This window comes from Bacteroides sp. AF20-13LB (assembly GCF_003603065.1).
GTDB lineage: Bacteria > Bacteroidota > Bacteroidia > Bacteroidales > Bacteroidaceae > Bacteroides > Bacteroides uniformis.
This window is the reverse complement of the sequence record NZ_QTMH01000003.1, coordinates 161,636-174,770: the sequence shown is the minus strand read 5'-3', so window position 1 is coordinate 174,770 and position 13,135 is coordinate 161,636. Positions and strand designations below refer to the sequence as shown.

12 protein-coding genes are annotated in these 13,135 nt (G+C 46.9%); 8 read left to right on the top strand and 4 right to left on the bottom strand.

Annotated features, from left to right (window positions below; genetic code table 11):
• The first annotated feature begins 200 nt into the window (after positions 1–200).
• The 3 genes from DWX62_RS04305 to DWX62_RS04295 all read left to right on the top strand — a co-directional run bounded on the left by DWX62_RS04305 (position 201) and on the right by DWX62_RS04295 (position 3,476).
• Positions 201–416: a hypothetical protein gene (locus DWX62_RS04305; protein ID WP_227201678.1), complete on the top strand. Its 216-nt coding sequence runs from the start codon at positions 201–203 to the stop codon at positions 414–416.
• A 46-nt stretch (positions 417–462) separates the two neighbouring features.
• Entirely contained in the window at positions 463–1,506 is a 1,044-nt protein-coding gene (pdxB, locus tag DWX62_RS04300) for a 4-phosphoerythronate dehydrogenase PdxB (RefSeq protein ID WP_005825977.1), read from the top strand.
• A gap of 116 nt (positions 1,507–1,622) precedes the next feature.
• Entirely contained in the window at positions 1,623–3,476 is a 1,854-nt protein-coding gene (locus DWX62_RS04295; protein ID WP_008662067.1) for a sulfatase-like hydrolase/transferase, read from the top strand.
• Here DWX62_RS04295 and purN read toward each other — a convergent pair.
• The gene (gene purN, locus DWX62_RS04290) at positions 3,467–4,054 is read right to left on the bottom strand and encodes a phosphoribosylglycinamide formyltransferase (RefSeq protein ID WP_008662068.1); all 588 of its coding nucleotides are present in this window, start codon (positions 4,052–4,054) and stop codon (positions 3,467–3,469) included. The two genes, DWX62_RS04295 and purN, sit on opposite strands and share 10 nt — an antisense overlap.
• Before the next feature lie 149 nt (positions 4,055–4,203).
• On the opposite strand from purN, the gene DWX62_RS04285 reads away from it, so the two are divergent.
• The 3 genes from DWX62_RS04285 to rnc are packed head-to-tail and all read left to right on the top strand — an operon-like array spanning position 4,204 to position 6,613.
• Positions 4,204–4,440 (top strand): acyl carrier protein, encoded by a 237-nt coding sequence (locus tag DWX62_RS04285; protein WP_004291965.1) that lies wholly within the window; start codon positions 4,204–4,206, stop codon positions 4,438–4,440.
• A 21-nt stretch (positions 4,441–4,461) separates the two neighbouring features.
• On the top strand, positions 4,462–5,727 hold the full coding sequence (gene fabF / locus DWX62_RS04280; RefSeq protein WP_005825984.1) for a beta-ketoacyl-ACP synthase II: 1,266 nt from the start codon (positions 4,462–4,464) through the stop codon (positions 5,725–5,727).
• A 7-nt stretch (positions 5,728–5,734) separates the two neighbouring features.
• Positions 5,735–6,613 (top strand): ribonuclease III, encoded by an 879-nt coding sequence (rnc, locus tag DWX62_RS04275; RefSeq protein WP_172679983.1) that lies wholly within the window; start codon positions 5,735–5,737, stop codon positions 6,611–6,613.
• Here the strand turns inward: rnc and DWX62_RS04270 are convergent.
• A complete protein-coding gene (locus tag DWX62_RS04270) occupies positions 6,572–7,582 on the bottom strand; it encodes an ATP-dependent 6-phosphofructokinase (RefSeq protein WP_005833813.1) in 1,011 nt (336 codons plus the stop codon). The two genes, rnc and DWX62_RS04270, sit on opposite strands and share 42 nt — an antisense overlap.
• Positions 7,583–7,704: 122 nt before the next feature.
• Between DWX62_RS04270 and DWX62_RS04265 the strand changes: the two genes are divergently transcribed.
• Complete coding sequence (locus tag DWX62_RS04265; RefSeq protein WP_005825993.1) at positions 7,705–9,216, top strand: GH3 auxin-responsive promoter family protein; 1,512 nt, start codon at positions 7,705–7,707, stop codon at positions 9,214–9,216.
• A 145-nt stretch (positions 9,217–9,361) separates the two neighbouring features.
• Here DWX62_RS04265 and DWX62_RS04260 read toward each other — a convergent pair whose 3' ends face one another.
• Together DWX62_RS04260 and mnmA are read right to left on the bottom strand one after the other, a co-directional pair.
• Positions 9,362–10,243 (bottom strand): DUF3078 domain-containing protein, encoded by an 882-nt coding sequence (locus tag DWX62_RS04260; RefSeq protein ID WP_005825995.1) that lies wholly within the window; start codon positions 10,241–10,243, stop codon positions 9,362–9,364.
• A gap of 99 nt (positions 10,244–10,342) precedes the next feature.
• Positions 10,343–11,395: a tRNA 2-thiouridine(34) synthase MnmA gene (gene mnmA / locus DWX62_RS04255; RefSeq protein WP_034532616.1), complete on the bottom strand. Its 1,053-nt coding sequence runs from the start codon at positions 11,393–11,395 to the stop codon at positions 10,343–10,345.
• A 125-nt stretch (positions 11,396–11,520) separates the two neighbouring features.
• Between mnmA and cysS the strand changes: the two genes are divergently transcribed.
• Positions 11,521–12,996, top strand: coding sequence for a cysteine--tRNA ligase (gene cysS / locus DWX62_RS04250; protein WP_008662079.1), 1,476 nt, complete (start codon positions 11,521–11,523; stop codon positions 12,994–12,996).
• Positions 12,997–13,135 lie beyond the last annotated feature (139 nt).

Here is a 13,135-nt window from a genome sequence, read left to right as displayed (position 1 = left end):
TTGTTCAATCCGTACTGGCCCATTGTTTTATCCTTCAAACACCTTATCTCCTTCCCGAAAACTACTTTATTCATCATCGGCCCACTGTTATGAACCAATTCAACCACACTAGTGAGCTGTTTAGTTCACTCAAGTGAACATCACGGCTCACTAACGTGGGCTGCTGAAGAATCCAAAAGTAAAACGAAAGAATGAAAAGGATGCAACAGAAGAAAGAAGGATGCGGAACGGAAGAAAACACGGGTGAGAGCAAAATTTACCCTCACCCTTTTCGATTGCTCTCACCCACCCCTGCAATGCCGTTGAATAGGGAAGTTGAAGAAAAGAGTGAGAGCGGTGAGGGCAGAAATGCAAACTTAAAAACGGAAAGAGTCAAATTATTTTCCGGGCATTACTTAGCCACTTTGACGGATTAGTCGTATCTTCGCACGATGGAAAATCGTCGAAAAGAACAGCAGCATTATGAGAGTCATTGTTGACAACAAAATACCTTTCATTAAAGAAGCCATCGAAAAAATAGCCGACAGCGTGATTTATACTCCCGGCAGAGACTTCACTCCGGAGTTGGTAAAAGATGCCGATGCACTGATTATACGTACCCGCACCCGCTGCAACAAGGAATTGCTGGAAGGCAGTAAAGTCCGCTTCATTGCTACCGCCACCATAGGCTTCGACCATATAGATACGGAATATTGCCGTGAAGCAGGCATCGCTTGGACCAATGCCCCCGGATGCAATTCAGCATCCGTAGCCCAATACGTGCAATCAGCCTTACTATTATTGCAACAACTCAAAGGAGTACAACTGTCCGAATTGACATTAGGCATCATCGGCGTAGGCAATGTGGGTAGCAAAATAGCCCAAGTAGGGCAAGAACTAGGCATGCGTGTCCTGAAGAATGACCTGCCCCGGCAAGACAAGGAAGGAGAGAGAGATTTCAGTTCCTTGCAAGCACTCGCAGCAGAATGTGATATCCTCACCTTCCACGTACCTTTATATAAGGAAGGGCCATACAAAACATTCCATTTGGCAGACCATACTTTCTTCCGGTCATTAAAACGCTGTCCCGTCATTATCAATACCTCACGTGGAGAGGTGATTGAAACCAATGCGCTCCTGAATGCCTTAGAAGACGGACTGATTTCCGATGCCATCATTGATGTATGGGAGAACGAGCCTGATATCAATCTTACCTTATTAAATAGAGTGTTCCTTGGAACTCCCCATATAGCCGGTTATTCAGCCGACGGAAAAGCCAATGCCACCCGTATGTCCCTGGATGCCCTTTGCCGTTTCTTTCACATCAAAGCCGACTACCGCATCGCTCCCCCCCAACCCCGGAACCCGATTATTACCGCCGACAGCCTGGCAGAAGCATATCTGCAAATGTATGACCCGAGAAGGGACAGCGAAACACTGAAAACACATCCCGAACAATTTGAAAAATTGCGGGGAGACTACCCGCTACGAAGAGAAAAAGATGCTTACACTTATATCCCAAAGTAGCACATACATTTAGAGATACAGCCCGATAATACAAAAGACGTCACTATATAAGCTCCTCACGCCTTTACTATCAATGCCGAATCAGAGGAAACTATAGGCAAAACATTACAATATCAATGCAAAAAATACAGTTAGAGAAATCACTCAGTGAAGGATTTATTTTTTATGCAATTTCAACTCTGACGATTGCCATACAATTTCTGTTTTATCTGATTCACAGTCCCCGGCTCGCCATGATGGACGTGGGAGGCTGGATGTTTTATATAACGGCCGCTTGCTCACATGCCGCCTTGTGGGCACTTATTCCTTACATCATATCCTTAATCGTAGCCATTACCGTCCGGCGCCATCAAGCCGCCGCCATCACACACATTATTCTTGTATCATTACTCAATATACTTGCTTACATAGACGGCAGTGTGTACAGTCTTTACAAGTTCCATATCAATGGTTTTGTACTGAATCTCCTGGTTGGAGAGGGCAACAGTGAGATTTTCACATTCAGCTTCTGGCTTTATCTGAAGATTGCAGGAGTATTAGTGGGTATATTTGCCGCCAATACTTTGCTAAGAATACTTGCAGGCCATTGTTATACCCGCTTTCACCGCTGTGGCTTCCGTCCTATACTTGCCACTCTGATTTTGTTTGCACTATTCTCTAACTTTTATCATGCCTATGCCGCCGTAGCGCAAAAGACTTCAGTGATTCGCAGCGCCCCCTGCCTGCCCTATTACTTCCCGCTTACGGCAACCCGCCTGATGATGAAGTTAGGAGTGGTCTCATCCAAGGATGTCATTAAAATGAACTTCAACAACAAAAAGCAGTCTGCTGACCTCAACTATCCGATAGATTCTTTGAAATACGAAGTCCATTCCAACCCCAAGAATGTAGTGCTGATAGCCATAGACTCATGGAACTACCGCGCCTTTAACCAGGACATTACACCTCATATCAGCCACTTTGCCGACAGTTGCAGCAGATTCACCTCCCATCTAAGCAGCAGCAATGGCACACGTGGAAGTATCTTCGGGCTTTTCTTCAGTCTCTCATCCATCTACTGGACTGATTTTGAGGTATCGGGCATACAGCCCCTGCTCATAGAAGAACTATTGAAGCAGAATTATCAGATAGGTATTTATCCCAGTGCTACAATCGTCAACCCGCCATTTGCCAAAATACTTTTCTCAAAGGTACCCGACTTGCGTACCCATACCGAAGGAAAAACCGTTTATGACCGCGACTGCCGTATTACAGCAGATTATCTGCAAGCACTCGATACGCTGGGCAGCGGTACAAAACCTTTCTTTTCCTTTCTCTTCTATGATTTGGCACACGGATATGAAGTGCCGAAGGACAAGCTTTATCGTTTCCAACCGTCCTGGGAGTTCGCCGACTATATGAAACTGAACAACGACATAGACCCTACTCCTTTCCTGAACCTCTACTACAACTGCGTGGCGGAAGCCGACTCACTGGTGGGATGCGTCCTCCACAAACTTGAGGAAAAGAAACTGCTAGACAATACCCTGGTCATCATTACCGGAGACCATGGACAAGAATTCAATGAGAATCATAAAAATTATTGGGGCCACGGCAGTAATTATTCACCGGTACAAACACATATCCCCTTCCTATTATATGAACCGGGAGAACAGCCACATACCTACCATCACCGTACCACGCACTATGATTTTGCACCAACCCTAATGAATAAAGTGCTGGGTGTAACCAATCCGCCTTCCGATTACAGTATGGGGCATTTAATAACCGATACTTGTCCACGGAACTGGCATATCGTGGGCGACAATCTCAATTATGCCTTTATCGTAGAAAATCATACTATTCTGGAAAAACACCCTTCCGGATATATAGAAATCAGCGACAGTGCATTGAATCCCCTGGAAAACTACAAGATAGACAACCGTAAGCTGAACGAGGCCATCCTCTCCCTTAACCGATTCTATAAATAACTGGGAGAGAGGCCTTCCACCAACTCCTCTATCACCTTCGGATAGTATTCATACTCCAGCCGGTGGATGCGTTGCGCCAGCTCCTCCGGCGTATCGCCCGGCAATACGGGGCATTTCTGCTGGCAGATAATGCCGCCTTCGTCATAATGCTCATTCGTATAATGGATGGTAATACCGCTTTCCTTTTCGCCGGAAGCAATCACTGCCTCGTGCACACGGTCGCCGTACATTCCCTTTCCACCGAACTTGGGCAGCAACGAAGGATGTATATTTATCATTTTATTGGGATAAGCATGCAGAATATTGTCCGGCACACGTGCCAGGAATCCTGCCAATACCACAAAATCAATATCATGCTCTCGAAGCGTCGACAAAACAAGCTCTCCACTTTCCCAATCGCTCTTGGCAAACCAGACACAAGGCACTCCCAGCCCCTTGGCACGCTCTAAAACAAACGCATTCTGCCGGTTAGTCAAAACCAGAGCCACACATGCCGAACCTTTTTCCCGGAAATAACGGATGATATTCTCGGCATTCGTACCACTTCCCGACGCTAAAACTGCGATATTTTTTCCCATAATCCCTCCAATTACTGCACAAAACCGTGAAAAATGTGCAAAAAGGTGCATTTAATTCATCAAATATTTGCGAGGAATGATAAATATTCATTCCTTTGCACCGCAAATTTAAAGAAATAAAACTAATTATTAATTAAAAACTTAAAGTTATGTCTGAAATTGCATCAAGAGTGAAAGCGATTATCGTCGATAAATTAGGCGTAGAAGAATCAGAAGTTACTAACGAAGCTAGCTTCACTAACGACCTGGGAGCTGATTCTCTTGACACTGTAGAACTTATCATGGAATTCGAAAAGGAATTCGGTATCTCTATTCCCGATGACCAGGCTGAAAAGATTGGTACTGTAGGTGATGCTGTATCTTACATCGAAGAACACGCTAAGTAATCTTATCCATTCGTTTATAACATGGAATTAAAAAGAGTTGTAGTAACAGGTCTCGGCGCCATTACTCCCATTGGCAACAGTGTTCCCGAATTCTGGGAAAATCTTGTGAATGGGGTTAGTGGAGCAGGACCTATTACTCATTTCGATGCATCGCTTTTCAAGACTCAGTTTGCATGCGAAGTAAAAGGCTTCGATGCTACCAAATATATAGACCGCAAAGAGGCCCGCAAGATGGACTTGTACACACAATATGCCATTGCAGTAGCCAAAGAAGCGGTAGGTGACTCTGGGCTTGACGTCGAAAATGAGGATTTAAACAGAATCGGTGTCATCTTCGGCGCCGGTATCGGTGGCATCCGTACATTCGAAGAAGAGGCGGGCAACTATGCCCTGACCGGTAAGGAAAACGGCCCCAAATTCAATCCGTTCTTCATCCCCAAGATGATTTCGGACATTGCTGCCGGACAAATTTCCATCATGTATGGTTTCCATGGTCCCAACTACGCAACTTGTTCTGCATGTGCCACTTCCACAAATGCTATTGCCGATGCGTTTAACCTCATCCGTTTGGGTAAGGCAAATGTTATCGTGTCCGGTGGTTCGGAAGCTGCCATCGCCGCTTGCGGTGTAGGTGGTTTCAATGCCATGCATGCATTGTCAACCCGCAATGATTCTCCCGAAACTGCATCCCGTCCGTTCAGCGCAAGCCGTGACGGATTCATCATGGGTGAAGGTGGCGGTTGTCTCGTTCTCGAGGAACTGGAACACGCCAAGGCACGCGGTGCCAAAATCTATGCGGAAGTTGCCGGCGTAGGAATGTCTGCCGACGCTCATCACCTGACAGCCTCTCACCCCGAAGGTTTGGGAGCCAAGTTAGTGATGCTGAATGCGTTGGAAGATGCAGAAATGAAACCCGAAGAAGTAGATTATATCAATGTTCACGGTACATCTACTCCCGTAGGTGATATTTCGGAAGCAAAAGCAATCAAAGAGGTATTCGGACAGCATGCGTATGAGTTGAACATCAGTTCGACAAAATCCATGACCGGCCACTTGCTGGGCGCTGCCGGTGCGGTAGAATCCATTGCAAGCATCCTCGCCATCAAGAATGGCATTGTTCCTCCGACCATCAACCACGAAGAGGGTGATAACGACGAAAACATCGACTATGACCTGAACTTCACGTTCAACAAAGCACAAAAGCGCGAAGTGAACGTAGCTTTGTCCAATACTTTTGGATTCGGTGGTCATAATGCGTGTGTCATTTTCAAGAAATACGCAGAATAATAAGGTCGTGTTACGTAACCAAATAGATAAAATAAGGCTCTTGTTCCGCAAGGATAGAGAGTCTTATTTTTGTTTTTACAGAATTCTCGGCTTCTTTCCACGTGACATCAAGGTCTATCAGCAGGCTTTGCTGCATAAATCCATCTCCATGCGCTCCGAAAAAGGACGTCCCATCAACAACGAACGGCTGGAATTCTTGGGCGATGCTATCCTCGACGCCATTGTAGGAGATATTGTCTACCGCCATTTCGAAGGACGCCGCGAAGGTTTCCTTACCAATACCCGTTCCAAAATTGTACAGCGGGAAACACTCAACAAACTGGCCGTGGAAATCGGACTGGACAAACTGGTGAAATACTCCACCCGCTCCTCATCCCACAACAGCTACATGTACGGCAATGCATTCGAAGCCTTCATCGGCGCCATTTATCTGGACCAGGGCTACGACCGCTGCAAGCAGTTCATGGAAGAGAAGATTTTCAAAAACTATATCGACCTCGACAAGATGTCTCGCAAAGAGGTCAACTTCAAGTCAAAACTCATCGAATGGAGCCAGAAGAACAAAATGGAGGTGTCATTCGAGCTTATCGAGCAGTTTCTCGACGAAGAATACAATCCGATGTTCCACACCGAAGTCCGCATCGAAGGGATATCGGCAGGTACCGGCACCGGTTATTCCAAGAAGGAGTCGCAACAAAATGCGGCACAGATGGCATTGAAAAAAATTAAGGATGCCGCTTTCAAGGAGGAAGTCCAGGCAGCCAAGGAGCGAAACCATGCAACAGAAACCTCCACAGAAGAAAATCCCATGGCAGAAGCTGTTGAAGAATCCCCACAAGAAAAATTAGCCGAAACAGATTCCCATCCGACGTCCCTGGACAACTAAGTCATTGTCTTCCGTCACCAGCTTCAACTTGCCCGCAATCTCCTCCAGCGGTGCAGAAGCTATTTCATTCCCCTTCAAGGTAATCATCCGCCCGAACTGCCCGTTGGCAATCAGTTCCGTGGCATGTCCACCCATACGTGTGGAAAGGTTACGGTCAAAAGGTGTGGGTGAGCCGCCCCGCTGAATATAACCCAACACAGTCTCACGGGTCTCGATACCCGTCTCATACTCTATCTCCTGAGCTATATACTCGGCGGCACGCTTCCGCCCGTCCGTCTGTATACCTTCGGCTACCACCACGATGGAGTAAGGCTTTCCTTTCTTCAGCCGATTCAGAATCGTTTCTCCGATACGGTGGATATTATAGGGAATCTCCGGAATCAGAATCACGTCACCACCGCCTGCCATACCGGAGTATAAGGCTATCCAACCTGCCTTGTGCCCCATCACCTCAATCACCATCACCCGCTTGTGCGAGCTGGCCGTGCTGTGCAACCGGTCGATGGCATCCGTAGCAATGCTGACGGCAGAATCGAATCCGAAGGAGAAATCAGTTCCCCAAATATCGTTGTCTATGGTTTTAGGTACAGACACAATGTTCAGCCCCATAGCAGAGAGTTTGGCGGCTGTCTTCTGCGTACCGTTCCCGCCGATACAGACTACACAATCAAGCCCCATCTCTTCGATATTCCGCGCTATCAGTGCCGGTTTGTCCACGCCGGACATCACGCCGTTCTTCTTAAAGGGCTTCTCGCGCGAAGTACCGAGCATCGTACCTCCCAAGTTCAGCAAACCGGATAAGGATTTTTCGGTAAACGACTCCACATCCTTGGTCAGCAGCCCCTGAAAACCGCTGTGAATGCCAATTACTTCCATTCCATAATGGTTGATAGCTGTTTTACATACACCGCGAATGGTAGCGTTGATGCCGGGACAGTCGCCTCCTGAAGTCAAAATACCTATTCTCATGATATTTTTGTTTGAATTATTGTTCTATAGGTCCGTAAAGATAGAAAAAAAAGAGAAAAAAGATAGAGATGCCGATAAATAAGATTATTTTTGCGGTTTAAAATAAGATTTCACAAAGAACGATGAATATTACAAAGTTTCTGAATAAGGTATATTTTGCTCCCCGTCTGAAAGAAATCGAACAATACACCAGCCATGCCGGTGAATTGCAACAGCTTGTACTGCAGCGCCTCGTCCGGACAGCGGCAAACACGGAATGGGGAAAGAAGCATGACTATGCCTCTATCCGTACTTATGAAGATTTCAAGAAGCGCCTTCCCATACAAACTTATGAAGAAGTAAAACCTTATGTAACCCGCCTGCGTGCCGGTGAGCAAAATCTGCTTTGGCCTTCGGAAATACGTTGGTTTGCCAAATCATCGGGTACCACCAACGACAAGAGCAAGTTCCTGCCCGTCAGCCGGGAGTCCTTGCACGACACGCATTACAAGGGAGGCCGGGATGCCGTTGCCATCTATCTGGGACAGAATCCCGAAAGCCGTTTCTTTTCCGGTAAAGGGCTTATCCTTGGAGGCAGCCACGCTCCCAACCTGAACACCAACCACAGTCTTGTAGGCGACCTCTCCGCCATCCTCATAGAAAATATCAACCCGCTGGTAAACTTTGTCCGCGTACCCAGCAAGCAGACAGCCTTGATGGAGCACTTCGAGCCCAAAATGGAGGCCATTGCCCGCGAAACCATCCATGCAAATGTAAGCAACCTTTCCGGTGTACCGTCCTGGATGCTTGTACTCATCAAACATATACTGGAAAAGACGGGAAAGCAGAGCCTTGAGGAGATATGGCCCAACCTGGAGGTATTCTTCCACGGCGGCGTTGCCTTCACTCCCTACCGCGAGCAATACAAAGACGTGATCCGCAGCAGCAAGATGCATTATGTAGAGACTTATAACGCCTCCGAAGGCTACTTCGGCACGCAGAACGACCCTGCCGACCCTGCCATGTTGCTGATGATTGACTACGGTATCTTCTACGAGTTCATCCCGCTTGAAGATGTAGGCAAGGAGAATCCGCGTACCTTCTGCCTCGAGGAGGTGGAGCTGAACAAAAACTACGCCATGGTAATCTCCACTTCTGCCGGTTTGTGGCGATATATGATTGGAGATACGGTGAAGTTCACATCGAAGAACCCCTATAAGTTCGTCATCACCGGACGTACCAAGCACTTTATCAACGCGTTCGGCGAAGAACTGATTGTGGATAACGCGGAAAGAGGACTTGCCAGGGCATGTGCCGAGACCGGTGCACAAGTAGTAGATTACTCTGCTGCTCCCGTGTTTATGGACAAGCATGCCAAATGCCGCCACCAGTGGCTGATAGAGTTTGCACAAATGCCGGACAGCCTGGAGAAGTTCGCCAAAGTATTGGACGACACCCTGAAAGAGGTGAACTCCGACTATGAAGCTAAAAGGCAGAATAACCTGGCGCTGCAACCGCTGGAAATCATCGTCGCCCGTCCCAACCTCTTCCATAACTGGCTGGATAGCAAGGGGAAACTCGGCGGACAGCATAAGGTGCCCCGGCTCAGCAACACGAGGGAGTATATAGAGGAAATGCTGGAACTGAACCGGTAAATTACTATATCATAAAAATCAAGCGCGGATTACGCAAATTACGCGGATAAATTAATAAATCCATGTAATCTGCGTAATCCGCGTTTTACAAATCAGTCAGTACGTTTTGACTTTACTTTTTCATTTCAACAATCAGCCTCAAGGATTAGAAATTATATGCCAGCCCAATTCCCAGCACTTCCTTAAACTGCACCTTGGCGCCCTTCTTCACTCCATTGTCATCAAACGTTTTCACATCATTGTCATACTTCAGAGTTGTATTGATGGTAGCCGACAATACTTTATTGATTTTCATGCTGATAAGTACATCCCAATTCACATCTATGTTTCCAAAATCTTTGCTGTAAGGAGTAAAGAAATCAGCCGTAGTAATCAGATTCACATTCTCCATCACGGGCAATTCAGCACGGGCTTTCACAAAAGCGCCACCCTCTATCTTGAAGTGGTCACCCGGGTCTACACCAAAAGCGCCCAAATCGGAAAGATAGTCATCAGTCACGAAAGTCATCTTGGTGGAAACGGGTGAAAGCAGTAGAGAATAGTTACTCTTAGGCCTCCATTCCATACCCAGGGCGATATTCGAATAGGCAGGAGCAAAGAAATTGGAAATCTGGTGCTCTTTGTCAGGATAGTCATATCCTTTGGCAAACTGGGTATTCAAATCACCCATCAGTGTATAGAACCAGACGTTGTCTGTAGAATATCCCAACTGAGTGGAAAGCCCTATTTTATCACTACTTTTCCTCATCCCCTGAGATTTGGTTTTCGACAAGCCATAGTCCAGCACCATGTTGGTGACCCAGAGCCAGTTTCCTTTCTTGTGTGTCAGTGATGCATTCAAGTAGGCATTTCCAGCAATGGAATTCTCACCTCCTGCCGACCAGTTGGCCATGGCAGTCTGTGACATATTAAGACCAGTCACTCCTTTCAATACCCAAGCTCCCTCCTGATAACCTTTATCATCCGTCTGAGCATAAGTTATGGTTGCTAAAGCAGCAAACAACATTACAATATATATCCTTTTCATATTACAGTTCGTTTTAAAAGTTTCTCATAAAAAGACGTCTCATAAAATTAACAACATTTACTATCTTTTGTTCGAGAAGCTATAAAACGAATGTAAGGTTCAGAGAATAATTCCACCGCCCAACAAGTATCCGTCCTTATCATAGAAAGCCGCTGCCTGCCCGGGTGCAATGGATTCCAGCGGCTCTATCAGACGGACACGTAACAGACCTTCCACCGTAAGAGTCACCCTGCACCGGTTTGCCTGCTTACGGTAGCGTATCTTCACAATAACCTCGTTTGCACCCAGCACACGACTATTCTCCACCAGGTTCCAGTCTCCCAGCCACATTTCCTGCCTGTAGAGGGAAGAGAGCGGAGCTAAAACGACTTCATTGCTTTCCACTCTTGTCTCTTTCACAAAAACAGCCTTGTTCAGATGGATACCCAAGCCCCTACGTTGCCCTACGGTATAAAACGGATAGCCCTCATGCCATCCCAAGAAATCCCCCTTTTCATCGACGAATCTACCTTTACCGGGTAATAGTGTTTCAGGAACCTCACGCTTCAAAAAGGAACGGTAATCCAAAGGGCAAAAGCACACACCTATACTGTCTTTCTTCGCAGCCACCTGCCCGAAACCACGCTCCGCCGCATACGAGCGCGCCTCATTTTTCGTAATATCTCCCATCGGAAGCAACATACGCTGCAGGATGTCCTGCTTCAATCCCCACAGAAAGAAAGTCTGGTCTTTGTCCTTATCTGCAGCAGGAGCTATATAATACTTTCCTCCGGACAAGACTTTACGCACATAATGTCCGGTAGAAATCCAATAAATCCCCTTTTCATCGGCTATTTTAGCCAACAGTGCCCACTTCAGCTCATTATTGCAGACCGTGCAAGGAACGGGAGTGCGTCCCCTTAGATACTCTTCCACAAAATAGCGGATAATACGCGAACGGAAAAGCTCGCGTGCATCATAGGTAATGTGTTTCATCCCCAGCTTCAGGGCCAGAGCCCGTGCATCTTCCAAATACCCGGTCTCATCTCCTGCCTCATAGAAACGGAAAGTCACGCCAGTCACCTCATAACCGGCTTCCTGCAACCTCATGGCGGCCACGGAACTATCCGTGCCGCCACTCATGCCAAGCAATACACGTTTATCTGACTTCATGGATACAAAAGTAATAAACGAAGGTGAAATCCGTTGCATTTACTCTTATAAAACAGAATATCATTATAGATTTTCACAGATTTATTATACCTTTGTACTCCTAAAAGAACTAATAATCAACTGTTATGGAACATCAACTGACCATTTACAACACTTTAAATAGAAAAAAAGAGCTGTTCGTACCGCTGCATGCACCGCATGTAGGCATGTATGTCTGCGGACCGACCGTGTACGGTGACCCGCACTTGGGACATGCACGCCCTGCCATCACTTTCGACCTGCTGTTCCGCTACCTGACGCACATCGGCTACAAGGTGCGCTATGTCCGCAACATTACCGACGTGGGCCATCTGGAGCACGATGCCGACGAAGGTGAAGACAAGATTGCGAAAAAAGCCCGTCTGGAACAACTGGAGCCAATGGAAGTGGCACAGTACTACATCAACCGCTATCATAAGGCGATGGATGCATTGAATGTGCTGTCTCCCAGTATCGAGCCACATGCCAGCGGCCACATCATCGAACAGATAGAACTTGTAAAGGAGATATTGAAGAACGGATATGCCTATGAAAGTGAAGGTTCCGTTTATTTCGATGTAGAAAAATACAACAAGGACCATCACTACGGCAAGCTCTCCGGACGCAACCTGGATGATGTTCTCAACACCACCCGCGAACTGGACGGACAGAGCGAGAAGCACAATCCCGCAGACTTTGCCCTCTGGAAATGTGCGCAACCGGAACACATCATGCGTTGGCCTTCCCCGTGGAGCGACGGCTTCCCCGGCTGGCACGCCGAATGTACAGCCATGGGAAAGAAATACTTGGGCGAGCACTTCGACATTCATGGTGGCGGTATGGACCTTATCTTCCCGCATCACGAATGCGAGATTGCACAATCCGTAGCTTCCCAAGGAGAAGATATGGTACATTATTGGATGCACAACAACATGCTGACCGTGAACGGACAGAAAATGGGTAAGTCTTACGGTAACTTCATCACATTGGAAGAGCTCTTCAAAGGCACACACCCCATGCTGGAGCAAGCCTACAGCCCAATGACCATCCGCTTCTTCACCCTGCAAGCCCACTACCGCAGTACGGTAGACTTCAGCAACGAAGCTCTGCAAGCCGCCGAAAAGGGATTGGCAAGACTGATGGATGCTGTACATGGACTGGACAAGATTACCCCTGCTGCAACCTCCACCATAGACGTGAAATCCCTGCGTGCCAAGTGTTACGAAGCCATGAATGATGACTTGAACTCACCGATTGTCATCGCCCACCTCTTCGACGGCGCCAAGATGGTAAACAATATCCTGGCTGGAAACGATTCCATCACAGCCGAAGACCTGAAAGAATTGAAGGAAACCTTCCACCTCTTCTGCTTCGACATCTTAGGATTACAAGAAGACAACGCCTCCAACGAAGAGCGTGAAGCTGCCTTCGGCAAAGTAGTGGACATGCTATTGGAAGAGCGTTCAAAGGCAAAAGCCAACAAAGATTGGGCTACATCCGACAAAATCCGCAATGAACTCACCGCGCTCGGTTTCGAGATTAAGGACGGTAAGGACGGAAGCGAATGGAAGCTGAATAAATAACGAAGGTATCATAACTCACCACAGAATCATACAGATTGGGGTAAGTTTTAGGCAGAAGAACAAAAGAACATATTTTTCTCTTGTTCTTCTGTTCTTTTAACTGAAAAATAAAATCTGTATAATCCTATGGTGATTGTGT